21 protein-coding genes are annotated in these 24063 nt (G+C 72.2%); 14 read left to right on the top strand and 7 right to left on the bottom strand.

Annotated features, from left to right (window positions below; all coding sequences use genetic code 11):
* Window positions 1–26: 26 nt before the first annotated feature.
* Window positions 27–3308, bottom strand: a complete 3282-nt coding sequence (locus tag ACZ573_RS32475; protein WP_471311235.1) for a S41 family peptidase — start codon at window positions 3306–3308, stop codon at window positions 27–29.
* Window positions 3309–3460: 152 nt separating this feature from the next.
* Here ACZ573_RS32475 and ACZ573_RS32470 point away from each other — a divergent pair, with 152 nt between their 5' ends.
* Window positions 3461–4051: a TetR/AcrR family transcriptional regulator gene (locus ACZ573_RS32470; RefSeq protein WP_030827458.1), complete on the top strand. Its 591-nt coding sequence runs from the start codon at window positions 3461–3463 to the stop codon at window positions 4049–4051.
* Between the two features lie 130 nt (window positions 4052–4181).
* Window positions 4182–6380: an MMPL family transporter gene (locus ACZ573_RS32465; RefSeq protein WP_471311231.1), complete on the top strand. Its 2199-nt coding sequence runs from the start codon at window positions 4182–4184 to the stop codon at window positions 6378–6380.
* A 99-nt stretch (window positions 6381–6479) separates the two neighbouring features.
* On the opposite strand, the gene ACZ573_RS32460 is transcribed toward ACZ573_RS32465, so the two are convergent.
* The gene (locus tag ACZ573_RS32460; RefSeq protein WP_471311229.1) at window positions 6480–6902 is read right to left on the bottom strand and encodes an SsgA family sporulation/cell division regulator; all 423 of its coding nucleotides are present in this window, start codon (window positions 6900–6902) and stop codon (window positions 6480–6482) included.
* A gap of 170 nt (window positions 6903–7072) precedes the next feature.
* Here ACZ573_RS32460 and ACZ573_RS32455 point away from each other — a divergent pair, with 170 nt between their 5' ends.
* From ACZ573_RS32455 to ACZ573_RS32440, 4 genes are all read left to right on the top strand, one after another.
* Window positions 7073–8134 carry an energy-coupling factor ABC transporter permease gene (locus tag ACZ573_RS32455; RefSeq protein WP_471311226.1) on the top strand — a complete coding sequence of 354 codons (1062 nt, stop codon included), beginning with the start codon at window positions 7073–7075 and terminating at the stop codon, window positions 8132–8134.
* A gap of 1 nt (window position 8135) precedes the next feature.
* Window positions 8136–8897 (top strand): cobalt ECF transporter T component CbiQ, encoded by a 762-nt coding sequence (gene cbiQ / locus ACZ573_RS32450; protein WP_471311223.1) that lies wholly within the window; start codon window positions 8136–8138, stop codon window positions 8895–8897.
* Window positions 8885–9682, top strand: a complete 798-nt coding sequence (locus ACZ573_RS32445; protein ID WP_471311221.1) for an energy-coupling factor ABC transporter ATP-binding protein — start codon at window positions 8885–8887, stop codon at window positions 9680–9682. Before cbiQ ends, ACZ573_RS32445 begins: the two co-directional genes overlap by 13 nt.
* A 172-nt stretch (window positions 9683–9854) precedes the next feature.
* On the top strand, window positions 9855–11021 hold the full coding sequence (locus tag ACZ573_RS32440) for a serine hydrolase domain-containing protein (protein WP_471311218.1): 1167 nt from the start codon (window positions 9855–9857) through the stop codon (window positions 11019–11021).
* On the opposite strand, the gene ACZ573_RS32435 is transcribed toward ACZ573_RS32440, so the two are convergent.
* Together ACZ573_RS32435 and ACZ573_RS32430 are read right to left on the bottom strand one after the other, a co-directional pair.
* Complete coding sequence (locus ACZ573_RS32435) at window positions 11010–11531, bottom strand: YbaK/EbsC family protein (protein WP_471311215.1); 522 nt, start codon at window positions 11529–11531, stop codon at window positions 11010–11012. The two genes, ACZ573_RS32440 and ACZ573_RS32435, sit on opposite strands and share 12 nt — an antisense overlap.
* A gap of 93 nt (window positions 11532–11624) precedes the next feature.
* Entirely contained in the window at window positions 11625–13268 is a 1644-nt protein-coding gene (locus tag ACZ573_RS32430; RefSeq protein ID WP_471311212.1) for a penicillin-binding transpeptidase domain-containing protein, read from the bottom strand.
* Window positions 13269–13428: 160 nt separating this feature from the next.
* Between ACZ573_RS32430 and ACZ573_RS32425 the strand changes: the two genes are divergently transcribed.
* Both ACZ573_RS32425 and ACZ573_RS32420 read left to right on the top strand, forming a co-directional pair.
* Window positions 13429–13983: a GNAT family N-acetyltransferase gene (locus ACZ573_RS32425; RefSeq protein ID WP_471311210.1), complete on the top strand. Its 555-nt coding sequence runs from the start codon at window positions 13429–13431 to the stop codon at window positions 13981–13983.
* Between the two features lie 144 nt (window positions 13984–14127).
* A complete protein-coding gene (locus ACZ573_RS32420; RefSeq protein ID WP_471311207.1) occupies window positions 14128–14391 on the top strand; it encodes a hypothetical protein in 264 nt (87 codons plus the stop codon).
* Window positions 14392–14517: 126 nt separating this feature from the next.
* Here the strand turns inward: ACZ573_RS32420 and ACZ573_RS32415 are convergent, their stop codons facing one another.
* The 3 genes from ACZ573_RS32415 to ACZ573_RS32405 form a co-directional block, all read right to left on the bottom strand.
* Window positions 14518–15180, bottom strand: coding sequence for a pentapeptide repeat-containing protein (locus tag ACZ573_RS32415; RefSeq protein WP_471311205.1), 663 nt, complete (start codon window positions 15178–15180; stop codon window positions 14518–14520).
* A 300-nt stretch (window positions 15181–15480) separates the two neighbouring features.
* A complete protein-coding gene (locus tag ACZ573_RS32410) occupies window positions 15481–16062 on the bottom strand; it encodes a dihydrofolate reductase family protein (protein ID WP_471311203.1) in 582 nt (193 codons plus the stop codon).
* Between the two features lie 138 nt (window positions 16063–16200).
* On the bottom strand, window positions 16201–17970 hold the full coding sequence (locus tag ACZ573_RS32405; protein ID WP_471311201.1) for a dolichyl-phosphate-mannose--protein mannosyltransferase: 1770 nt from the start codon (window positions 17968–17970) through the stop codon (window positions 16201–16203).
* 115 nt (window positions 17971–18085) lie between these two features.
* On the opposite strand from ACZ573_RS32405, the gene rsmI reads away from it, so the two are divergent.
* The 6 genes from rsmI (at window position 18086) to ACZ573_RS32375 (ending at window position 23965) form a co-directional block, all read left to right on the top strand.
* Window positions 18086–18988 carry a 16S rRNA (cytidine(1402)-2'-O)-methyltransferase gene (gene rsmI / locus ACZ573_RS32400; RefSeq protein ID WP_471311198.1) on the top strand — a complete coding sequence of 301 codons (903 nt, stop codon included), beginning with the start codon at window positions 18086–18088 and terminating at the stop codon, window positions 18986–18988.
* Between the two features lie 139 nt (window positions 18989–19127).
* Window positions 19128–19631, top strand: coding sequence for a hypothetical protein (locus tag ACZ573_RS32395; protein ID WP_471311196.1), 504 nt, complete (start codon window positions 19128–19130; stop codon window positions 19629–19631).
* A gap of 10 nt (window positions 19632–19641) precedes the next feature.
* On the top strand, window positions 19642–20532 hold the full coding sequence (locus ACZ573_RS32390) for a TatD family hydrolase (RefSeq protein WP_471311194.1): 891 nt from the start codon (window positions 19642–19644) through the stop codon (window positions 20530–20532).
* A 114-nt stretch (window positions 20533–20646) separates the two neighbouring features.
* Entirely contained in the window at window positions 20647–22140 is a 1494-nt protein-coding gene (locus ACZ573_RS32385; RefSeq protein ID WP_471311191.1) for a ubiquitin-like domain-containing protein, read from the top strand.
* Window positions 22137–23057: a 16S rRNA (adenine(1518)-N(6)/adenine(1519)-N(6))-dimethyltransferase RsmA gene (gene rsmA, locus ACZ573_RS32380; protein WP_471311189.1), complete on the top strand. Its 921-nt coding sequence runs from the start codon at window positions 22137–22139 to the stop codon at window positions 23055–23057. Before ACZ573_RS32385 ends, rsmA begins: the two co-directional genes overlap by 4 nt.
* The gene (locus ACZ573_RS32375; RefSeq protein ID WP_471311187.1) at window positions 23054–23965 is read left to right on the top strand and encodes a 4-(cytidine 5'-diphospho)-2-C-methyl-D-erythritol kinase; all 912 of its coding nucleotides are present in this window, start codon (window positions 23054–23056) and stop codon (window positions 23963–23965) included. Before rsmA ends, ACZ573_RS32375 begins: the two co-directional genes overlap by 4 nt.
* Window positions 23966–24063 lie beyond the last annotated feature (98 nt).

The following is a 24063-nucleotide window of genomic DNA, read 5'->3' as shown; positions in this document are numbered from 1 at the left end:
CGCGCCTGCTCAGATGCCCCGCCTGCTCACTGCCTCGGCGGCAGCTTCGGACGGCGCAGGTCCGGTACGTCCGTGTAGCCGGGCGGCACCGCGGCCGGGTCCTGTTCCAGCAGTTCCAGCGCCAGGTGCACGGCGTCGTCCAGCTGAGCGTGGCGCCCCTCCGCCCAGTCGAGGGGAGTGCGCTGGATCTCCAGGTCCGGCTCCACGCCGTGGTTCTCCACCGACCAGCCGTACTCCGGGAACCAGGCGGCATTCATCGGTACCGTGATCACCGTGCCGTCCCCGAGCGTGTGGCGGCCGGTCATGCCGACCACCCCGCCCCAGGTGCGCAGGCCCACCACCGGGCCCAGACCCAGCAGTTTGAAGGCCGCGGTGATCATGTCCCCGTCGGAGGAGGTCGCCTCGTCGGCCAGCGCCACGATCGGACCGCGGGGCGCGTTGGAGGCGTAACTGACCGGCTGCGCGTTGCGCGTCAGGTCCCAGCCGAGGATGGAACGGGTCAGCTTCTCCACGACCAGCTCGCTGATGTGCCCGCCCGCGTTGCCGCGTACGTCCACGATCAGCGCGGGCCGGGACATCTCCATCCGCAGGTCGCGGTTGAACTGCGCCCAGCCCGAGCCGCCCATGTCGGGGATGTGGAGGTAGCCGCACCGGCCGCCGCTGATCTTCCGGACCGCCTCGCGCCGCTTGGACACCCAGTCCTGGTAGCGCAGCGGCCGTTCGTCGATCAGCGGCACGATGGCGACCCGGCGGGCCCGGCCCTCGCCCGCCGCGGGCTGGAAGGTCAGCTCCACCGTGGTGCCGCCCGCCGCCGCCAGCAGCGGATAGGGCCCGGTGACCGGGTCCACCGCACGGCCGTCGACGTGCGTGAGCACCGCGCCCTCCCGGATGCCGGTGCCGGCCAGCGGGGAGCGGGCCTTGGAGTCCGAGGACTCGCCGGGCAGGATCCGGCTGACCACCCATTCCCCGTCCCGGGGGAAGAGGTTGGCGCCGAGCAGGCCGATCGCCCGCTGGTAGTGCGGGGGGCCTTCGTTGCGGCGCGCGGGGGAGACGTAGGCGTGCGAGGTGCCGAGTTCGCCGAGGACCTCGCGCAGCAGGTCGGCGAACTCGTCGGGCGAGGCGACCCGTTCGACCAGGGAGCGGTACTGGGCGAGGATCCCGTCCCAGTCGATGCCGCACATCTTCGGTTCCCAGAAGTACGCGCGGGTGATCCGCCCGGCCTCCTCGTAGGCCTGGCGCCACTCGGCCGCCGGGTCCACCTCGTGCAGGATGCGCCGCAGGTCCAGATAGACGGTCGAGTCGCTGTCGCCCGATTCGGTCGCCGGGACCGCGCGCAGGTCGCCGTCGTCGTTGATCACGAGCCGGGTGCCGTCGCCGCTGACCGCGAACCAGTCCAGTCCCGAGGCCAGTTCGGTCTTGCGGGCCTTGATGAGGTCGAAGTGCTCCAGCGTGGGCTTGCCGCTGATGTCGGCCGGGTTGGCGAAGGTCTCGCCGAGCGCGCCCGAGATGGGCCAGCGCAGCCACACCAGCCCGCCGCCGTGCACCGGGTACAGGGCCGAGTACTTGGACGCGGTCACCGGGAACGGGGTGACGCGGCTCTCCAGCCCCTCCACCTCCACGGTCACGGCGCCGTCGGCCTCGCCCGAGTCGCCCTCCGCCACGTCGAGTCCGCCGGCCGCGGGCCGGCCCTCGGCGGAGAGCGCGAAGGGGGAGGGGGTCGCGGAATTCAGCGGCACCAGATAGGGGCGGCAGCCCAGCGGGAAGGACAGGTCGCCGGTGTGCACGTCGTAGACCGGGTCGAAACCGCGCCAGGACAGGAAGGCCAGGTAGCGCCCGTCCCGGGTGAAGACCGGATTCTCGTCCTCGAAACGGCCGTTGGTGACGTCGACGACGGTGCGGGCGCCGGGGCCGGAGATCCGGGCCATCTTGATCTGCCGCAGCGAACGCCCGATGCCCGGGTGCGACCAGGTCAGCCAGGCCCCGTCGGGGGAGAAGGCGAGGTCGGTGACGGGGCCGTTGATCGACCGGATCAGCTCCGTGACCTCGCCGTTGGATTCCTCGGTGGCGTTGATCAGCAGCAGCCGGCCGTCGTTGGAGGCGATGGCGAGCCGCTCGCCGTCCGGGTCCGCGAGCAGCTCGGTGACCCGCCCCAGCTCGCCCGAGGCCAGCCGGCGCGGCTCCCGTTCCCCGGAGGCCCGCGGCAGGTAGGCGATCTCGATCGCGTCCTCGCCCTCGGCGTCGGTGACGTAGGCGACCTGCCCGCCGCTGCCGAGCATCTCCGGCAGCCGTACGCGTACGCCCGGGGTGTCGGCGATGGTGCGGGCCGGGCCGTCGCGGTGGGTCAGCCAGTAGAGGCTGCCGCGCACCACGACCGCGCTGGCGCGCCCGGTGGCGTCCACGGAGAGCGAGTCGACGTGGCTGGCGGCCGGTACCTGGTACGTACGCCGGCCCGCCCGCGGGCCGCCGAGGCGGACGTCGAGCTTGCGCGGGACGGCGTCCCGGTCCAGGGACTCGACGAGCCAGAGGTCGCCGGCGCACTGGTAGACGACGCGGGAGCCGTCGCTGGAGGCGTGCCGGGCGTAGAACTCCTCGTGGTCGGTGTGGCGGCGCAGATCGGTGCCGTCGGGCAGGCAGGAGTACAGGTTGCCGATGCCCTCGTGGTCGGAGAGGAAGGCGATCCGGCCGTCCACGAACATCGGGGAGTCGAGGTGGCCCTCGACGTCCTCCAGCAGCCGCTGTCCGTGCAGCCACAGCCGGCCGGTGGCTCCGCCGCGGTAGCGCTTCCAGGCGGCGGGCTCGTGCGGGGGCTTGCCGGTGAGCAGCAGGGAGTGCCGCTCGCCCTCCTCCGTGGCGTGCACCTGGATGTCGGAGACGGGCCCCCAGGGCAGGCGCCCGCCGGGGCTGCCGTCGGTCGGCAGGGTGTAGGCCCAGGCGAAGTAGGAGAAGGGCTGGCTGTGCGAGGACACGGCCAGGATGTCGCTGCGGCCGTCCTCGTCGGGCGGGGTCCAGCCGCAGACGCGGGTGTCGAGGGCGCCCCAATAGCTCAGCTGGCGGGCGGGGCCGCCGTCGACGGGGACGAGGTGGATCTCGGGGTCGAGGCTGCGCCAGGTGGTGAAGGCGATGTGCTTGCCGTCGGGGGAGAAGCGCGGGTGGCCGACGCGGGTCCGGTCGACGGTGATGCGCCAGGCCCGTCCGGGTGTCTGGCCGTCGGGGACCAGCGGGGCGACCCACAGGTCGTCCTCGGTGGCGAAGCAGAGAAGGTCGTCGTGCAGGTGCGGGAACCGGAGGTACGCGACGTCGTGACTCACCCCCCAATGCTTTCCGCGTAGGGGGGCCCTGGCAACTCGTACAGGTGATCCATGCCACTCCCCCAAGCGAAACGGAACGGTTTCGTTTCGCTTGGTGGAGGGGTATCGTCTTAAGCGTACGGAACAGTTTCGCTTCGACGGGAGGCACGGACATGACCGAGGCGATGGCGGCCCGGCGTAGCCGGATCACCCCCGAGCGGCAGGCCGAACTGCACGAGGCGGTCCTCGACCTCCTGCGTGACGTCGGCTACGAGGCGCTGACCATGGACGCGGTCGCCGCCCGTACGAAGTCCAGCAAGGCCACCCTCTACCGCCAGTGGGGGAGCAAGCCGGAGCTGGTCGCCAAGGCCCTGCGATGTACGCAGCCCGTCTCGCTGCGCGAGATCGACACGGGCAGCCTGCGCGGGGACTTCGCGCTCATGGTGGAGCACTCGGACGACGCGCAGATGGCCAAGGACACCGCGCTGATGCGGGGTCTGGCCCATGCCGTCCACGAGAGCCCGGAGCTCCACAAGGCGCTGCGGGACCTGCTGGTCGACCCGGAGATCACCGGGCTGCAGGTGATGCTGCAGCGCGCGGTGGACCGGGGCGAGATCGCCCCGGGATGCCCGGCGCTCGACTTCGTACCGCACATGCTCATCGGGGCGTTCATCGCGCTCCCGCTGATCGAGGACCGCCCGGTGGACCGGGCCTTCCTCGGTGACTTCATCGACGCCGTGGTCTTCCCCGCCCTCGGCGTCTGATCCCCGATCCTCCCCGTCCCCGCACGGCCTCTTCGCTGCTCCTGACACGCCGCTCTCGTCGTCGGGCCGGCTCCTCATGCCCTGATCCGATCCGGATCCATCCCACGACCAGAACGGGAGAACCACCGACGTGGCTACCTTCCTCTACCGACTCGGCAGGGGCGCCTTCAGGCGCCGCGGTCTCGTCGCCCTCCTCTGGGTGGCGCTGCTGTTCGCCGCCGGCTTCGGCGCGGCCTCGGCCGGCGCCCCCACCTCCGGCTCCTTCTCGATACCCGGCACGGAGGCCCAGAAGGCCTTCGACCTGCTGGACAAGCGCTTCCCGGGGATGGCCGCCGACGGCGCCACCGCCCGCATCGTCATCAAGGCCCCCGAGGGCGCCAAGGTCACCGACCCGGGCCCCAAGGCCGAGGTGCAGAAGATCGTCACCGGGCTGAAGACCGGCCCGGGAGCCGCGGAGATCTCCTCCGTCGCCGACCCGTACGAGGCCCAGGCCGTGAGCCAGGACGGCTCCACCGCCTACATCAGCGCCAAGTACACCGTCAGCGGCATGGAGCTGAAGGACGACACCCGCGAGGCGCTCAAGGTCTCCGGTGAGGGCGCCAAGGCCGCCGGCCTCAACGTCCAGATCGGTGGCGACGCGCTGATGGCGGCCCCCGAGACGGGCTCCGGCGAGATCATCGGCATCGCGGTCGCCGCGATCGTCCTCGTCATCACCTTCGGCTCGCTCATCGCGGCCGGTCTGCCGCTGCTGACCGCGCTGATCGGCGTGGGCATCGGCGTCTCCTCCATCACCGCGCTCGCCAACGTGCTGGACCTCGGCAACACCACCGCCACCCTCGCGACGATGATCGGCCTCGCGGTCGGCATCGACTACGCCCTCTTCATCGTCTCCCGCTACCGCGTGGAGCTCGCCGAGGGCCGCGAGCGCGACGAGGCCGCGGGCCGCGCCGTCGGTACCGCCGGCTCCGCCGTCGTCTTCGCCGGTCTGACCGTGGTCATCGCCCTGGTGGGCCTGGCCGTCGTCAACATCCCGATGCTGACCAAGATGGGCTTCGCGGCCGCGGGCACCGTGGTCATCGCCGTGCTCGTCGCGCTGACCCTGGTCCCGGCCATCCTCGCCTTCGCGGGCAAGAAGGTCCTGCCCGCGGGCGAGAAGAGCCGGCTGTTCGGCAAGGGCAAGCCGGCGGGCGCCGAGAAGAAGGCCAACGGCGGCACCCGCTGGGCCCGCTTCGTCCTGCGCCGCCCCGTCATGGTGCTGCTGGCCGGTGTGATCGGCCTCGGCGTCATCGCCATCCCGGCGAGCAAGCTGGAGATGGGCCTGCCGGACGACGGCGCCCAGCCGGTCTCCACCACCCAGCGCCAGGCGTACGACCTGCTGTCCGACGGCTTCGGCCCGGGCTTCAACGGCCCGCTGATGGTCGTCGTGGACGGGGACAAGCGGCTCGCCGACCAGACCGTCGACCGGATCAAGGGCCTGGAGGGCGTCGTCGCGGTCACCCCGCCGACCCCCAACGAGGCCGGCGACGCCGCGGTGATCACCGTCATCCCGAAGGACCGTCCGTCCTCCACGCAGACCGAGAACCTGGTCCACGAGATCCGCGACGGCAGCGGCGACGACGTGCTCGTCACCGGCGCCACCGCGATGAACATCGACTTCTCGCAGAAGATGAACGACGCGCTGCTGCCCTACCTGGCACTCGTCGTCGGCCTCGCCTTCCTGCTGCTCATGCTGGTGTTCCGCTCGATCCTGGTCCCGCTCAAGGCGGCCCTCGGCTTCCTGCTCTCGGTCGTCGCCGCCCTCGGCGCGGTCGTCGCGGTCTTCCAGTGGGGCTGGCTCGGCTCGGTCTTCGGAGTGGAGCAGACCGGTCCGATCATGTCGATGATGCCGATCTTCATGGTGGGCGTCGTCTTCGGTCTGGCCATGGACTACGAGGTCTTCCTCGTCACCCGGATGCGTGAGGCGTACGTCCACGGCGAGCGCCCGGGCCAGGCCGTGGTGACCGGCTTCCAGTACAGCGCGCGGGTCGTCGTGGCCGCCGCCGTCATCATGATCGCGGTGTTCGCGGGCTTCATCGGGGCCAGCGAGCAGATGGTCAAGATGATCGGCTTCGGTCTGGCCGTCGCCGTCTTCTTCGATGCCTTCGTGGTCCGCATGGCCATCGTCCCCGCGGTGCTCGCCCTGCTCGGGCACAAGGCCTGGTGGCTGCCGAAGTGGCTGGACCGGCTGCTGCCGAACGTGGACGTGGAGGGCGAGAGCCTGCGCAAGCACCTGGAGTCCGCGCAGTCCCCGGAAGGCCCGGACAAGGACCGCGAGCTGGTCAACGCCTGACCCCGCACGACCCCACCGCCCCCGTCGGCCCCGCACCTGCCGACAGGACTGCCCGGCCCCGTACCGCCCGATCACCGGGCGGTACGGGGCCGGGCCCGGTTACGCCCGACGGGTGACGGCGGCCGCGGGGGCGTACGTACGCCGCAGGAACCGGCGCAGCGCGGCGATGTCGAACTGGACGACGGCGACGCCCTCGGGGGAGTGGAACTCGACGACCGCCTGGACGCGGCCGCAGGGCCAGATGCGTACGTCCCCGGTCCCGGTCGGGGCCTGGAGGCCCGCCTCCAGGAGGGCCCGGGGGAAGACCCACTCGTTGTCGGTGCCCTCGGGGGACAGGCCCGCCGGGAAGACGATCCGCACGGCCAGTGGCTGGTCACCGGCGAAGCGCAGGGCGACCGGGATGGTCCGGTAGAGGGGATCGTCCGTGATGACGCGGGCACGGACCCGTTCCTCGACGGCGGTGGCGGTGGCCGTCGCGGTGCCGGTGGCGGTCGCTGGGGGATTCTCGGCGGTTGCTGACATCGACAAGACTCCTCGAAATCAGAACATTTGCGTCCTTTTGTCCCGTCCAGCCTCGCACATTCCCACGAAAGCGCGCGGTTCTATTTGTGATGCCCCCGCTCTTGCCAACGATTTGCAACTGGGCACTATGGTTGAACAGCTAAAGACTGAGTAAGAAGCGGAGCCGCTCCATGCATGTGCCCGACGGATTCATCAACGCACCCGTCTCGGTGGCTGCCGGAGCGGTGGCCGCCGCCGCGGTGGCCGTCAGCCTCCGCGGCGCCCGGCGCGAACTCGACGAGCGCACCGCGCCGCTCGCCGGTCTCGTCGCCGCCTTCATCTTCGCCGTCCAGATGCTGAACTTCCCGGTCGCGGCCGGCACCAGCGGCCATCTGCTGGGCGGGGCGCTCGCCGCGATACTCGTCGGGCCCTACACCGGCGTGCTGTGCGTGTCCGTCGTCCTGCTCATGCAGGGCATCCTCTTCGCCGACGGCGGCCTGACCGCGCTCGGGGTGAACGTCACCGTCATGGGCGTCGTCACCGTCGTCGTCGCCTACGCGATCTTCCGCGGCCTGCTCGGCATCCTGCCGCCCACCCGCCGCTCCGTGACCGCGGCCGCCTTCACCGGCGCCCTGCTCTCCGTGCCCGCCGCAGCGGCGGCCTTCACCCTCTTCTACGCCATCGGTGGCACCACCGACGTGCCCATCGGCAAGGTGTTCACCGCCATGGTCGGCGTGCACGTGCTCATCGGCATCGGTGAGGCCGCCATCACCGCGGCCACCGTCGGCGCCGTGATCGCCGTACGTCCCGACCTGGTGCACGGGGCCCGCGGGCTGACCTCGCCCCTGAAGCTGCGCGTCGGCGGCGAGCTCGTGGACGCCCCGGCCGCTGCCGCCGCGCCCGTCGCCTCCGGCGCCCGGTCCACGAAGAAGGTGTGGGTGACCGGCCTGGTCACCGCCCTCGTGCTCGCCGGGTTCGTCTCCTTCTACGCCTCCGCCAGCCCCGACGGCCTGGAGAAGGTCGCCGCGGACAAGGGGATCGACGAGAAGGCCGAGGAGCACGCCGCCGCGAACTCCCCGCTCGCCGACTACAGCGTCAGGGACGTCGACGACGCCCGCCTGTCCGGCGGTCTCGCCGGGGTCATCGGCGTCGGCGTGACCGTCGTCGCCGGCACCGGGATCTTCTGGGCCGTGCGCCGCCGGACCGAGGACCTGAGCGCCACCTCCACCTCCACCCCCGTCTCGGCAGGCTGAGATGGGGGCCGGCCACGCCCACAAGCTCTACCGCCACGGCCACTCGCCGGTCCACGACCTGCCCGCGCACTGCAAGCTCGCCGCGACCCTGGCCTTCGTGGTGGTCGTCGTGTCCACACCGCGCGAGGCGGTGTGGGCCTTCGGCCTGTACGCCGCCCTCCTCGCAGGAGTGGCCGCCGTCGCCCGGATCCCGGCAGGCTTCCTGCTCCGGCGGCTGCTGATCGAGGTGCCCTTCGTCGCCTTCGCCGTGCTCATGCCCTTCGTGGCCGAGGGCGAGCGGGTCCAGGTGCTCGGCATGTCGCTCAGCGTCTCGGGCCTCTGGGGCGCCTGGAATGTCCTCGCCAAGGGAACCCTCGGCGTGGCCGCGTCCGTCCTGCTCGCCTCGACGACCGAGCTGCGGGCCCTGCTGCTGGGCCTCCAGCGGCTGAAGCTGCCGCCGCTGCTCGTCCAGATCGCCTCCTTCATGATCCGCTACGGCGATGTGATCAGCGACGAGCTGCGCCGGATGTCCATCGCCCGCCGCTCCCGCGGCTTCGAGGCGAGCGGAATCCGGCACTGGGGGGTGCTGGCCAAGACCGCCGGTGCGCTGTTCATCCGTTCCTACGAGCGCGGCGAGCGGGTCTACCTCGCGATGGTCAGCCGAGGCTACGCCGGTTCGATGCCGGTGATCGACGAGGTCGTGGCCACGCGCGCCCAGTGGGCGCACGCGGCCGTGCTCCCGGTGACGGCGCTCGCCGTCTGTCTGATGGGATGGACCCTGTGACCGACCCTGTGACCGACCCCGTGACCAGTACCCCCTCCCTCGAAGTCGCCGGCCTCGCCTACGCCTACCCCGACGGCCACCAGGCCCTCTTCGGGGTGGACCTGACCGTCGGGCAGGGCGAGCGGGTCGCCCTGCTCGGACCCAACGGCGCCGGCAAGACCACCCTGGTGCTGCACCTCAACGGCATCCTCGGCGGCGGCGTCGGCACCGTGGCCGTCTCCGGGCTGCCCGTCGCGAAGCGGAACCTCGCCGAGATCCGCCGCCGGGTCGGGATCGTCTTCCAGGACCCCGACGACCAGCTGTTCATGCCGACCGTCCGCGAGGACGTGGCCTTCGGCCCGGCAGCGGCCGGAATGCGGGGCGCGGAGCTGGAGGAGCGGGTCCGGGCGGCCCTGGACCAGGTCGGGATGGCCGACTTCGCCGACCGGCCGCCGCACCACCTGTCCTTCGGCCAGCGCCGCCGCGTCGCGGTGGCGACCGTCCTGGCCATGCGGCCCGAGATCCTGGTCCTGGACGAGCCGTCGTCCAACCTGGACCCGGCCTCGCGCCGCGAGCTCGCGGACATCCTGCGCTCGCTGGACGTCACCGTGCTGATGGTGACGCACGACCTGCCGTACGCGCTGGAACTGTGCCCGCGCTCGGTGATCCTCAGCGAGGGGGCCATCGCGGCGGACGGCCGCACGCAGGAGCTCCTGTGCGACGACAAGCTGATGCGGGCCCACCGGCTGGAGCTCCCGTTCGGCTTCGACCCGCGCACGCCCCTTCTGACGCGCCCCTCGCGCTGATCGGCGCCGGGGCGCCTCCCAGGTTTCGGGCCGCTGCGTCGGACTCCGTCCGCCGGTCGGGGCCGGGCCCGGTGAGCCGCTCCGGGGCGACCCGGGAAGCAGGGCCGTCCGGCAGGCGTTGCATTGTGGCGTAGGCGCCGTCCGGGCGCCGCGGCAGGTGCTGGGAGTAGACGTGGACGTCCACGGGACGGTGGCGGAGGGCTTCGAGCCCGTCAGAGATGCGTTCGTACGCAATTTCGAGGTGCTCGGGGACCGGGGCGCGGCCGTCGCCGTCCACCGGGACGGCCGCAAGGTCGTCGACCTGTGGGGCGGCACCCGCGACGCGGAGGGCACCGAGCCCTGGACCGAGGGCACCGCGCAGATCGTCCGCTCCGCCACCAAGGGCGTGGCGGCCGCCGTACCGCTGCTGCTGCACCAGCGCGGACTGCTGGACCTGGACGCGCCCGTGGGCTCGTACTGGCCGGAGTTCAAGACGGGCGGCAAGGAGCGGATCCTGGTCCGCGACGTGCTCGCGCACCGCGCGGGCATACCGGCGCTGGACCGGGGGCTGAGCGCCGCCGAGGCCGCCGACGGGGTGTCCGGGGCGCGCGCGGTCGCCGCGCAGCAGCCCTTCTGGGAGCCGGGCACAGAGCACGGCTACCACGCGCAGACCTACAGCTGGCTGGTGTCCGAGCTGGTGCTGCGGGCCACCGGCCGCACGGTGGGCTCGGTCCTCGCGGAGGAGATCGCCGAACCTCTGGGGCTGGAGTTCTGGATCGGCCTGCCGGAGACCGAGACCCACCGGGTGGGCCGGGTGGCGCCGGTCGAGCCGCCCGAGAGCGCGGGCATGCTGCGGACCCGGCCGCGGCGCAACGTCTCCGAGGCGTACGCCGACCCCCGCTCGCTCACCCGCCGCGCCTTCGCCGCCATCGAACCGCTGCCCGACGAGAACGACCCCGCCTACCGGGCCGCCGAGCTCCCCGCCTCGAACGGCATCGGGACGGCCCGCGCCCTGGCCCGTTTCTACGGGGCCACCATCGGCGTGGTCGAGGACGGCGCGCGGATCTTCACCCCGGCCACCACCGAGCTGGCCGCCCGGGAGCACTCCGCCGGACCGGACCGGGTGCTGGTCGTCAACACCCGCTTCGGCGCCGGCTACATGCTGCACGGCCCGGCCTCCCCGCTGCTCTCGCCGGCCTCCTTCGGCCACCCCGGCCGCGGTGGCTCCCTGGGCTTCGCGGACCCGGAGGCGGGCATCGGCTTCGGCTACGTCACCAATGCCCTGGCCAAGTCGGTCACCGCGGACCCCCGGGCGCAGGCCCTGGTCCGGGCCCTGAAGTCGGCCCTGTCAGCCCTCTGAAGCCTGCGCGTCGGCGGGCGTGCCGGCCTGCTCGCCGGGCTGCTCGCGCACATCGGCCAGCGTGGCCCCCGCGTGGGCGATGAGCTCCTGCGGGGCCATCGGGAACACCGTGGTCGGGGTACCGGCCGCCGCCCAGATCTCCCCGTGGGCCAGCAGCGACCGGTCGGCCAGCACCCGGGTCCGCGTGCGGTGCCCGAAGGGAGGGACCCCGCCGATCGCGTAGCCCGTGGTCTCCCGGACCAGGGCGGCATCGGCCCGCGTCACCTTCCCGGCGCCGAGCTCGCGGCGCACGGCCTCCACGTCCACCCGTGAGGCCCCGTCCAGGAGGACCAGCACCGGGACCCCGTCCGCCGCGAAGATCAGCGACTTGACGATCTGGCTCAGCTCGCAGCCGATCGCGGCCGCCGCGTCGGCGGCCGTACGGGTCCCTTCGGGAAAGCGCCGGACGGTGAGGTCGAGGCCCAGCCCGGCAAGGGCCTCGGCGAACAGGGGGTGCGTGGACGTCGTCATGGCGCGACGTTAACGCCGCCGGCGCGGCGACACGACCGATTTCGGCCCGGGCCGGCGACTGCGGCCCGGGACGGTCGCGTCGCCGCCACCCGGTCAGCCCGCGTTCAGTACCTGGGCGACGATCGGCCCCGCCGCGTCGCCGCCGTGGCCGCCGCCCTCGACCATGGCCGCAGCGGCCATGTCACCGCTGAAGCCGGTGAACCAGCTGTCCGGGCTGTCCCCGGCGCCGCCGACCTCCGCCGAGCCGGTCTTCGCGCCCTTGTCCGAGCCGCCGACCGAGGCCATCGCCTTCTGTGCGGTGCCGCTGGAGGCCGTCAGCTTCATCATGCCGACGAGCTGCTGCTGCACCGAGGACTTCATCCGGCGCTGGGCCGTCGCGATCTTCCGGTCGTCCAGCTCCGGCGATACCAGCAGCGGCTGGCGGAAGACACCGGTGCGTGCGGTCGCGGTGATGGACGCGACGTTCAGCGGGTTCATGGTGATCTGGCCCTGCCCGATGTACTCGGCGGCCGCCGCCGCGCCCGTGGCCGGCGGGACCTTGCCGTCGGTGGACTGGATGCCGGTCTTCCAGTCCAGGTCGATGCCGAAGACCTCCGTGGCCTCCTTCGGCAGTGCGGAGTCGTCGTTGACGGGCTTGATCTGCTTGATGAAGGCCGTGTTGCAGGAGCGGGCGAACGAGGTCGCGAAGTTGGTGCCGGGCGGCAGCTCGAAGTTGTTCAGGTTGTGGAACTCACGGCCCCAGGTCACCGTCTTCCCGCACTCCGCCGGCTTGTCCGCGGCGACCAGGCCGCGGTCCAGCAGCATCGCGGCCGTCACGATCTTCATCGTGGATCCGGGTGCCCGGTTGCCCCGCATCGCCGCGTTGAAGTTGTCCTTGCGATTGTTCGCGACGGCCAGGATGTGCCCGTTGCTCGGCTGGACGGCGACCACCGAGGCCTCCGGGAACTTGGTGACCGCCCGCTCGGCCGCCGCCTGCACCTGCGCGTCCAGGTACGTCTTGAGGGTGCTCGGCTCGCCCTCGACGAGGGTCAGCAGGGTCCGCTTGGGCGCCTCCTTGGCGACCGGCTCGATCCACACCTCGGCCCCGGGCTTGCCGCCCGCCCTGCTGCCGTAGTTCTGGCGCAGCTCGTCGAGGATCTGGCGCAGCGAGGGGTACTTCTCCGCCGTCAGCTCCTCGCCGTTGCGGTCCACGGCCTTGACGGGCGGGCTCGCGGGGGCGCCGGCGCGCAGTTTCTCGTCCTTCTGGAGCTGCGGGTGGATCACCGAGGGCTGCCAGTCGACCAGCGGCTTTCCGCTGGTCAGCCCGCGCACCACGGTCAGCTGGGAGTCGTAGGCCAGAGGCTTGGTGGTGCCCTCGTACGTGATCTCCGCCTCGACCTTGAACGGCACGGTGGTGCCGTTCGGCGTGCCGGGGGTGATCACGGCCTTGGACACGTACGCCTTGGTCTTGAATTCCCCGACCGCGGCCTGCGCGGCCGCGGCGTTGTTCGTCAGGTCGGCGGCCACCCGCTCGTCCCCGGCCGCCCAGGCGCCCAGGAAGGCCTTGGCGGTCTTCGCGGCGTCCTTCTCGCTGACCGGCCCGCTGCCCTTCTCGGCCTGGACGGAGGTCTCGCCGTCCTTGCCTTCCTTCGTGTCCCCGCCGGCGTCTCCCACCAGCGTGTACACCCCGTACCCGGCGCCGCCGAGCATGGCGAGGAACACCCCGCCGATCACGGCACCCTTCGCTGCCCCGTTCACGTAAGTCCTTCCCCCATGGTCGCGGTTCCTGAACATGTTCAAAGAACCCTTGGTGCGGACTTTACTCTGTGCAGCGCTCCGGTACGCCATTGTTACCGGACCGGAACATCCGAACGTAATCGGCTCGTCACCGGTGGCCCTCCCTTCCTAGAGTGCCGCCGTGGACCTCATCTACCGGCGCTACGCCGATACCGATACCGATGCCGATGAGCTCGTCGCCTTCCTCGCCGGGGACACCTGGCCGTTCCACGGCTCGGCCGTGGTCGACCCGGAGCAGGCCCGGCAATGGGCCGCGGAGGGCCGCTTCGACAGCGCGGAGACCAGGTCGTTCTGGATAGCCGGCGGCGGCGAGACCCTCGGCCTGGTCCGCCTGATGGACCTGGGCGACAGCACGCCCGTCTTCGACCTGCGGATCCGCTCCCGGTACCGGGGCCGGGGGGTCGGCGGCCAGGCCCTGACCTGGCTGACGGGACACCTGTTCACCGAACTCCCCCGGATCCGGCGGATCGAGGGCACCACCCGCCAGGACAACGCGGCGATGCGCCGCGCCTTCCGGCGGTGCGGGTACGTCAAGGAGGCGCACTACCGGGAGGGATGGCCCTCGGCCGACGGCGCGGTCCACGACGCGGTCGGCTACGCGATCCTGCGGCGGGACTGGGCCGCCGGCACGGCCACGGCTCCCGCCTGGGACGACGAGCACACACTGGAGGGCTGACCCCGGCGCGGCCCGAACATGCGTGCACCGGTGCCGTGTTCTAGCGTCGGAAGAGCGAGGGCCCCCGCTCCAAGCCGCCGCCCCCGCCCGCGGTCCGGCGCGTCGGCGGACCGCGCGACCCACCGAGAGAGCAGGTGCATCCGCATGCGTCCGTCGGCTCGTATCCCCAGCATCCTGGCAGGCCTGGCCCTCGCCGCCGGCGGCACCGTCATCGCCGCCCCGTCCGCCCACGCGGACGTGAAGGCCTGCGAGCAGTACGTCGCCCAGCACGCTCCGAAGGCCACGGACGGCGCCACGGAGGCCTGCTACCAGGGGTCGATCGGCAACCAGACCAGCTGCGACGCCAGCCTCGTCGCGGTCGGCGCGAGCAAGGACGTCGCGTCCGCGGCCTGCGAGGCCTCCCGCTAGCGCCGACGACGGGTCCGGCACCGTCCGGCATCGGGGCTATGCCATGTTCCAGAAGCCGGACGGCGGTTCATGTACTGACGGGCGCTGTGAATCCGAGCGGCAGAACCGACCTGCCTTCGGCTCAATTCACCTGGTTCGCTCCCCGCCCTTCCACAGCGCGCAATGGGGAACCTTCTCCCCGCCGCTGAAGCCGTCGGGCTCCTCATTGTTGGGGATGGTCGAGTCGACTTTCTCTTGTTGAACGCCTTCGGGCCAGCAAGTATGCGAGTCAACCATCGCTCCATGGAACGTGGTGGCTTCAACGTTGACCTGCGCGTGCGTGAGGTTCGCACTCTGCAGCTCGGCCCCGTCAAGGTGAGCGCCACTCAAATCCGCTTCGTAGAAGTTGGCCCCGATCAGGTGCGCACCCTGCAACTTGGCCCCCCTGAGGTTCGCCCCTGTCAGGTCGGTGTCTCGAAGCTGAGCCCCTCGCAGATCGGCTCCTCTGAGGTCCGCGTCATGGAGGGACTTACCGCTGAAATTAATCCCTGCGATGTCGCGATCGCCGGGTGAGAACCCCGGTATGCTTTCGGCGATTTCGACATTCGCACGCCATGCCGCATACTTCTGGGACTCTGAGAGTGCCTGTTCCAAGAAGAGAGCCGACACTCCTACGGCGATTCCGGTGATCAACCCGCCCCCGATTCCGGCCAGCACTTCAATCTTCGGTTCGCGTTCGGGCTCTTTGATGGCCATCCGCCATGCGAAAGCTGCACCCATCGCTCCGAGAATACCGAGCAGAATCAACACCCCGAGCAGAATCCACCCTCTGTTAGGCATGGGGGTCATCCCCAATACGCGTGGCTCGGGTAGAAATTGCCTCACTTCCTCTCTACGCCTACCCTGATGTGATCGCAAACGCCGTGTCAGGTGGGAGATCTGGCATGACCACGCCCGTTTTGACATGTGGCTTGATGGTCGAGTTGCCCGACGCCAAGTGCAGCGAGAGCGCGCGTATTCAGGGAGCTGGCGGAGGCGTTCGTCGGGTGAACGCCCGCTCAGCCATTGCGGACCCCCTCATCCCTTCCGGGGGCGGCCAAGATACGACGGTCAACGGCGCACCCGATAGCGCAGGTGAAGCACCCGGTTTCCCTGAATCACCACGTCAGGATCCTCCAACAGGTGCTGCGCGTCGACCGACCCGAAGTAGCGCTTGCCGGACCCGAACACGACGGGTACGACGTCCATGCGCACCTCGTCGATCAGGCCCGCGGCAAGCACCTGGCCACCGACGTCGCCGGCGGCGACCTCGACCATGCGGTCACCCGCAAGCTCCTGCGCCTTGGCCATGGCCGCCTCGACGCCGTCGACGAAGTGGAACGGCGCCTCGGGGTCCCAGCCCTCGGGCATCGGCCGGTGCGACACGACGACCACATGGTCGATCCCGCCCGGAGGCTTCCCGTCCCAGCCATCCGTCAGGTCGAAGACGTGGCGGCCGACGATCGTGACTCCGATCTGGTCCCAGTACGGCCGGGTGTAGTCGTAGGACCTCTGCGACACCTTCAGCTCGCCGCTCTCGTCCAACGGGACGTCACCGCTGGACAACCAGTCGAACAGCGGTCCGGGCCGGTCGTTCTCGTCCGCGACGAAGCCGTCCACCGACACCGAGCTGTACATGACGACCTTGCCCACGGGCTCTCCTCTGCTTCGGGGTGCCTCACGCCTCAAATTAGCGTGTCGTGAGCTGTCGCTCTTGTAAGCAGTCAATTGGTCGGCCGACAACCACGACGGGCCCGGCACCATGCGGTGCCGGGCCCGTCGTTCTCGCCGCTAGACCCAGGTGTCCAGCCACATGCGGCCGCGCCAGGAGTCCATCGGGAGGGTCTGGCCCGTGTAGATCGGCCAGAAGTAGATGAAGTTCCACGCGATCAGCAGGACCAGCACGCCCGCGCCGATCGCGCCCAGCGCCCGGCGGCGTTCGCTCGACCCGGCCGGGCCCAGCAGGGCGCCGATCATCATCGCCACCGCCAGGCACAGGTACGGGACGAAGACCACCGCGTAGAAGTAGAAGATCGTCCGCTCCTGGTAGTTGAACCAGGGCAGCAGACCCGCACCCAGCGCGCACGCGATCGCGCCCGCCCGCCAGTCGCGGCGGAAGAACCACCGCCACAGCACGTACAGCAGCGCGAAGCAGCCCGCCCACCACAGCAGCGGGGTGCCCAGGGCCAGGACCTCGCGGGCGCACTTGCCCGCAGCGGTCGCCGGGCAGCCGTCGGTGCCGGCCTCGGGGGACTCGTAGAAGTAGGAGACGGGCCGGCCCAGGACCAGCCAGCTCCACGGGTTGGACTCGTAGGTGTGCCCCGAGGTCAGGCCCACGTGGAACCTGTAGACCTCGGTCTCGTAGTGCCACAGGCTGCGCAGCCACTCCGGCAGGAACCCCAGCGAACTGCCCTGGTCGTACTTGGCCGCCCAGTCGCGCAGATAGCCGCCCTTGCCGTTGTCCGGACTGAGGATCCAGCCCGACCACGAGGCCAGGTACGTGGCGATCGCCACCGGCACGGTGGAGACGAAGGCGGGCAGCGCGTCGCGGCGCAGCATCGAGGCGTACGGGGCACCCGCGCCCGCCGTGCGGCGCGCGGCGGCGTCCCACAGCACGGTCAGGACGCCGAAGAAGGCGAGGATGACGAAGCCGTTCCACTTCGTGCCCCCGGCCAGACCCAGGCAGACGCCGGCCAGGATCCGGTACGGCCGCCAGCCCAGCCGCAGCGTCTCGGCGATCTTCACGTCCGGCCGGGTCCGGCCCTCCTCGTCCACCGGCAGCGCGTCCGCGAGCCGGGCTCTGGCCCGGTCACGGTCGATGAGCAGGGCCCCGAAGGCGGCGAGCACGAAGAACATCAGCACCAGGTCCAGCAGCGCGGTGCGGCTCATCACCAGGTGCAGGCCGTCCACCGCGAGCAGCGCGCCCGCCAGGCAGCCCAGGAAGGTCGAGCGGAAGAGGCGGCGCCCGATCCGGCACAGCATCAGCACCGACAGGGTGCCGAGCACGGCGGTCATGAACCGCCAGCCGAAGGGCGTGAAACCGAACATCCACTCGCCCAGCCCGATCACCCATTTGCCGACGGGCGGGTGCACGACGTAGCCCGGGTCGGCCGGGAGGGCGACCGCGTCCGGGTTGGCGAGGATCGAAGCGTCGATGTCCTTGGGCCAGCTCGCCTCGTAGCCCTGCCGGATCGTGGCCCAGGCGTCCTTGGCGTAGTACGTCTCGTCGAATATCACCGCCTTGGGGCTGCCCAGGTGCACGAACCGCAGCACCCCGGCGACCAGCGCCACCAGCAGCGGCCCCACCCACGAGGCGATCAGCCGCCAGGTCCCCCATACCTCGGGCGGCAGTCCGAAGGTCATCCACAGCTGTTTGGACGGCCTGGTGTACGGGGGCACCAGGCGGGTGCGGACGTCCGCGCGCGCGGACGCGGCGGCGGGCGGCACGTAGCCGAAGCCGCGCAGCCGGCGCAGCCAGGTGGGCGGCTCGTCTTCGCGTCCGACCGGTGAGGCGGGCGGGGCCCCCGCGGGGCTGGGCGGCGGCGTCGCGGTACTGGTCACCGGCACATCGTAGGGAAGAGATCTGTGTGCGCCACCAGTGGCGGGGGGCGGCGGGGCACGGGGCTGAGAGGATGGGCGGGTGACGACTGACCAGCCCCGCGGTACCGAAGCCACCATGACAGCAGCCACGGCCGGAGGCCTGATGGGCACGCTCGTGCTCGCCGGCACCCCCATCGGCGATCTCGCGGACGCCCCGCCGCGCCTGGCGGCCGAGCTGGAGCGGGCCGATGTGATCGCCGCGGAGGACACCCGGCGGCTGCGCCGGCTGACCCAGGGGCTCGGCGTGCACACCACCGGGCGCGTCCTGTCGTACTTCGAGGGCAACGAGTCGGCGCGCACCCCCGAGCTGGTCGAGGCCCTGGCCGGCGGGGCGCGGGTGCTGCTGGTGACGGACGCGGGCATGCCGTCGGTCTCCGACCCCGGCTACCGGCTGGTCGCCGCCGCCGTGGAGAAGGACATCAAGGTCACCGCCGTCCCCGGGCCGTCCGCGGTGCTCACCGCGCTCGCCATGTCCGGGCTGCCGGTGGACCGGTTCTGCTTCGAAGGGTTCCTGCCGCGCAAGGCGGGGGAGCGCCTGGGCCGGCTGCGCGAGGTCGAGGGCGAGCGGCGCACGCTCGTCTACTTCGAGGCCCCGCACCGGCTCGACGACACCCTGGCCGCGATGGCCGAGGTCTTCGGCGCCGACCGGCGGGCCGCGGTCTGCCGCGAGCTGACCAAGACCTACGAGGAGGTCAAGCGCGGCGGGCTCGGCGAGCTCGCGGCCTGGGCCGCCGAAGGGGTGCGCGGGGAGATCACCGTCGTGGTCGAGGGCGCGCCGGCCGCCGTGCCCGCAGATGTGGACGACGAGGAGCTGGTGCGCCGGGTGCGGGTGCGCGAGGAGGCCGGGGAGCGGCGCAAGGAGGCCATCGCGGCGGTCGCGGCCGAGGCCGGCGTACCCAAGCGGGAGGTGTTCGACGCTGTGGTCGCGGCAAAGAACGCGGCACAAAAGGTGCCGCCGGTCGGTAAAGAGCTAGCCTGAAAAGCAAAGCTCAGACCGCGCACCGGGCGCTTTTGGCATGAGTGGCCCAAAGACCGTCCAACAGTAGACAGGGCCTGATGCGCTCCCGCCCGTAGAGGCGTCCACTGGCAATGGCACCAGTGGAACAAGAGGAGCTGGCATGAGTGAGATCGCAGACACCCCGGTACCCGTCCCCGCCGCAGTCCCTGTCGCTGTGACCGCTTCAGACGTGCACACCGTGCACGAGGCCTACTCCTTCGCGTGCATGAGGTGCGGGTACGGCTGGGAGCAGGCGTACGCGATCGAGCACCACGTCGACGGCAAGGGCGAGCCGTTCATCATGTACAAGGTCAACGGCGAGCGGGTGCCCTCCCCCCTGTCCAACCCGACCTGCCTGAACTGCGGCGGACACATCGTACGGATCATGCGGGCCGGGCAGGTCTCCTCGGTGCTGGGCATGATCGACCACATCTACCACCACCAGATCGCCCCCGGGATCGCCGGACCGGTGCCGGCCGGTGCGAACGTCCCCCGGACGCCGAAGCCGCCGAAGCAGCGCAGGCCCGCCCGGTCGCACGCCTCCCCGGGGCCGGTGGCCGCCGATCCGGCCGGGGAGCGCAGGGGCCTGCTCTCCCGTCTGAAGGGGCTCTTCCGCCGGTCATAAGATCGGCCGTATGAGCACACGCGTGGAGAAGCCGCAGCCCAAGGACGCACCGCCGCCGCTGCCCGAACCCCTCCGGGTGGCGGTGGCGGACTCGCACACCCACCTCGACATGCAGTCGGGGACCGTCGAGGAGGGCCTCGCGAAGGCCGCCTCGGTGGGCGTGACCACCGTCGTCCAGGTGGGCTGCGACGTGAAGGGCTCCCGGTGGGCCGCCGAGACCGCGGCCGCGTACGAGAACGTCCACGCGGCTGTCGCCCTCCACCCGAACGAAGCGCCGCGGATCGTGCTCGGGGATCCCGACGGCTGGTCGCGCCAGGGCGCTCGGGCCGGCGGCGGCGAGGCCGCGCTGGACGAGGCGCTCGCCGAGATCGAGGCGCTGGCGGCCCTCGACCACGTCAAGGCGGTCGGTGAGACCGGCCTGGACTACTTCCGCACCGGGCCGGAGGGCATGGCCGCGCAGGAGCGTTCCTTCCGCGCGCACATCGAGATCGCCAAGCGGCAGGGCAAGGCGCTCGTCATCCACGACCGGGACGCCCACGCGGACGTGCTGCGCGTCCTGCGCGAGGCAGGCGCCCCCGAGCGCACCGTCTTCCACTGCTACTCCGGAGACGCCGACATGGCCCGCGAGTGCGCCGCCGCCGGGTACTACATGTCCTTCGCCGGGACCGTCACCTTCAAGAACGCCGCGCCGCTGCGCGAGGCCCTGGCCGTGGCCCCCCTGGAGCTGGTGCTCGTCGAGACGGACGCGCCCTACCTCACCCCTGCGCCGTACCGCGGACGGCCCAACGCGCCGTACCTCATTCCGCTGACGGTCCGGGCGATGGCCGCGGTCCGCGGCATCGACGAGGACACGATGGCCACCGCGCTGGCGGCCAACACGGCCCGCGCCTTCGGCTACTGATTCCCCGCCCGCTCGACACGCTGAGTAGCCGTCCCGCTTTGGAGCGTGACGACTCCTCCGCTAGGGTGCCGTGCCCGCACCGGAGGGTGCCGGATCACCAGTGGAGCGAGCGTCGTGAGCGATACGCAGGGCAGTCACCGCCGTGGCGGTCCCGTCCCCGAGGCGTACGAGGCCCAGCCCTTGGCCCAGCCCGTGGCCTGGCCGTCCGGTACGGGGGATCCCGGGCCCGCCGCATGGGACCCGCAGCCCCCGGCCCCGGCCCCGGCTCCGGTCCCTGCTCCGGTCCCGGCCCCGCGCGGTGGGCGCCGCCGCCGGGCCGGCCTGTCACCGGCCGAGCTGTCGGAGGCCGACACCCTGGCCGCGGCGCCCGTCGCGCCCGGCTCGGGCCGCCGCCGGGCCGCGGCCCCCGCGGCCGTGGCCGTGGCCCCGGCCGCACCCGTCGCACCGGGCGCCCCCGCCCCCACCGTGCCGGGCCGCCGCCGCGCCCGGGGCCGCGGCGCCCCCGCCGAACCCCTCGGCGGCAACTGGCGGCGGATCGTGCCGCAGGCCCTCGTCGTCGCCTTCCTCGCGGGCGGCACCACGGCCTTCGTCGCCGCCGACAAGGCCGTACGGCTCACCGTGGACGGCGTCCCGCGCAGCCTCCACACCTTCGCCGACGACATCGGGGAACTGCTCGCCGCCGAAGGACTCGGCGTCGGCCCCCACGACCTCGTCGCCCCCGCCCCGGGCGAACGCCTCGACGACGGCGAGGAGATCGTCGTCCGCTACGGCCGCCCCCTGCACCTGACCCTCGACGGACAGCAGCGCCAGGTGTGGACCACCGCCCGCACCGTCGAGGGCGCCCTGCGCCAGTTCGGCATCCGCGCCGAGGGCGCCTACCTCTCCGCCCCCCGCACCGCGCCCGTCCCGCGCGCCGGGCTGGCCCTCAGAGTCCGCACCGAACGCAGCGTCACCTTCATGGCCGACGGCCGCGAACGAACCATCCGCACCAACGCCGCCACCGTCCAGGAGGCCCTCGACCAGGCCGGAATCACCCTCCAGGGCCAGGACACCACCTCCGTACCGCCCACCGACTTCCCGCGCGACGGCCAGACCGTCACCGTGCTCCGCATCACCGGCACCCGCGAGGTCCGCGAGGAGCGGATCCCGTACGAGACCGAGAAGGTCAAGGACCCCGAGCTGTTCGCCGGCACCGAGGTCGTCGAGCGCGTCGGCCGCCCCGGGGCGCGCAGGGTCACGTACAGCCTGCGCACCGTCAACGGGGTCCTGCAGAAGCCGCGGCCCATCGCCGACGAGGTCGTCCGCGAACCCGTCACCCAGCTCGTCAAGGTCGGCACCAAGGCGCTGCCGAGCTCCGTCGCCGGCGCGGACGGCCTCAACTGGGCGGCCCTCGCCCAGTGCGAGTCCGGCGGCCGCCCCTCCGCCACCGACGCCTCAGGGACCTACGGCGGGCTGTACCAGTTCGACGTCCGCACCTGGCAGGCCCTCGGCGGCAGCGGACGCCCGCAGGACGCCTCGGGCACGGAGCAGACGTACCGGGCGAAGAAGCTCTACGTGCAGCGGGGGGCGAGTCCGTGGCCGCACTGCGGCCGTACGCTTTACCGGTGAGCACCGCAGAGCAGCAGCCCGAGAACACCGAGAACACCTCCCCCGCCGCGTCCGACGCCCTCCTCGGCCCGGCCGACATCAGGGAGCTGGCCGCCGCCCTCGGCGTACGCCCGACGAAGCAGAAGGGGCAGAACTTCGTCATCGACGCCAACACGGTCCGCCGGATCGTGCGCACCGCCGAGGTCCGCCCGGACGACGTCGTCGTCGAGGTCGGCCCGGGGCTCGGCTCGCTGACGCTCGCGCTGCTGGAGGCCGCGGACCGGGTCGTCGCCGTCGAGATCGACGACATCCTCGCCGCCGCCCTGCCCGCCACCATCCAGGCCCGGATGCCCGCGAAGAAGGACCGCTTCGCGCTGGTCCACTCCGACGCGATGCTGGTGACCGAACTGCCCGGCCCGGCGCCGACCGCGCTCGTCGCGAACCTGCCGTACAACGTGGCCGTGCCCGTCCTGCTCACCATGCTCGACCGCTTCCCGACCATCGAGCGCACGCTCGTGATGGTGCAGGCCGAGGTCGCCGACCGGCTGGCCGCGGAACCGGGCAACAAGGTCTACGGGGTGCCCTCGGTCAAGGCCAACTGGTACGCGCACGTCAAGCGGGCCGGCGCCATCGGCCGCAAGGTCTTCTGGCCCGCCCCGAACGTCGACTCCGGTCTCGTCTCGCTGGTGCGCCGCACCGAGCCGATCAAGACCACCGCCACCAAGGCCGAGGTCTTCGCGGTCGTCGACGCCGCCTTCGCCCAGCGCCGCAAGACGCTGCGCGCCGCACTCGCCGGCTGGGCCGGCTCGGCGGCGGGCGCGGAGGCCGCGCTGGTCGCCGCCGGCGTCTCGCCGCAGGCCCGCGGGGAGTCCCTGACGGTCGAGGAGTTCGCGGCGATCGCCGAGCACAAGCCGGCGGCGGAGAGGCCCGCACTGTGAGCGCGCACCAGGCGCCCGTGACCGTACGGGTCCCCGCGAAGGTCAACGTCCAGCTGGCGGTGGGCGCGGCCCGCCCCGACGGCTTCCACGACCTGGCCAACGTCTTCCTCGCCGTCTCCCTGTACGACGAGGTCACCGCCACCCCGGCCGACGCCCTGACCATCACCTGCACCGGCCCCGACGCCGACCAGGTCCCCCTGGACCGCACCAACCTCGCGGCGCGCGCCGCCGAGATCCTCGCGGCCCGGGCCGGGATCGAACCCGCCGTCCACCTGCACATCGCGAAGAACATCCCGGTCGCGGGCGGCATGGCGGGCGGCAGCGCGGACGGCGCGGCGGCCCTGCTGGCCTGCGACACCCTGTGGGGCCTGGACACCCCGCGCGCCGAGCTCCTCGACATCTGCGCGGAGCTCGGCAGCGACGTCCCCTTCAGCCTCGTCGGCGGGGCCGCGCTCGGCACCGGCCGCGGTGAGCTGCTCACGCCGGTCGGGGCGGGGACGTTCCACTGGGTCTTCGCGGTGGCCGACGGCGGGCTGTCCACCCCGGCGGTCTTCCGCGAGTTCGACCGCCTCACCGCTGCCACCCAGGTCCCGGCCCCCGAAGCCTCCCCGGCGCTGCTGGCGGCCCTGGCCTCGGGCGACGCGGACGCGCTGGGCGCCACCTTGGCCAATGACCTCCAGGCCGCGGCGCTTTCTCTTCGGCCGCAGTTGGGGCGGACGCTGGCCGCGGGCGTGGACGGGGGTGCGCTCGCCGCGCTGGTCTCCGGCTCGGGGCCGACGACCGCGTTCCTGTGCCGGGATGCGGAGTCCGCGGAGAAGGTGGCAGCGGCGCTGTCCGCCTCCGGCACCTGCCGGGCCACGCGGATCGCCTCCAGCCCGGCCCCCGGAGCCACGGTCCTGCCGTCCTGACCCCGCGGGTCCGCTGCCGGGGGCCAGCCCCCGGACCCCCGCGCCTCAAACGCCGGTGGGGGGGGTGTGGCTTCCCGCTGGGAGGTTGGGGAGGAGGG

It is taken from the genome of Streptomyces sp. NPDC040545 (assembly GCF_055595065.1).
The sequence above is the reverse complement of the archived record's forward strand: the minus strand, read 5'-3'. Positions and strand labels throughout refer to the sequence as shown.

Coding starts and splice junctions, on each gene's coding strand:
- ACZ573_RS32390 (WP_471311194.1), top strand. CDS start 19,642: ATGAGCACACGCGTGGAGAAGCCGCAGCCCAAGGACGCACCGCCGCCG.
- ACZ573_RS32445 (WP_471311221.1), top strand. CDS start 8,885: ATGGACCCTGTGACCGACCCTGTGACCGACCCCGTGACCAGTACCCCC.
- ACZ573_RS32455 (WP_471311226.1), top strand. CDS start 7,073: ATGCATGTGCCCGACGGATTCATCAACGCACCCGTCTCGGTGGCTGCC.
- cbiQ (WP_471311223.1), top strand. CDS start 8,136: ATGGGGGCCGGCCACGCCCACAAGCTCTACCGCCACGGCCACTCGCCG.
- ACZ573_RS32470 (WP_030827458.1), top strand. CDS start 3,461: ATGACCGAGGCGATGGCGGCCCGGCGTAGCCGGATCACCCCCGAGCGG.
- rsmI (WP_471311198.1), top strand. CDS start 18,086: ATGACAGCAGCCACGGCCGGAGGCCTGATGGGCACGCTCGTGCTCGCC.
- ACZ573_RS32460 (WP_471311229.1), bottom strand. CDS start 6,902: ATGTCAGCAACCGCCGAGAATCCCCCAGCGACCGCCACCGGCACCGCG.
- ACZ573_RS32395 (WP_471311196.1), top strand. CDS start 19,128: ATGAGTGAGATCGCAGACACCCCGGTACCCGTCCCCGCCGCAGTCCCT.
- ACZ573_RS32435 (WP_471311215.1), bottom strand. CDS start 11,531: ATGACGACGTCCACGCACCCCCTGTTCGCCGAGGCCCTTGCCGGGCTG.
- ACZ573_RS32420 (WP_471311207.1), top strand. CDS start 14,128: ATGCGTCCGTCGGCTCGTATCCCCAGCATCCTGGCAGGCCTGGCCCTC.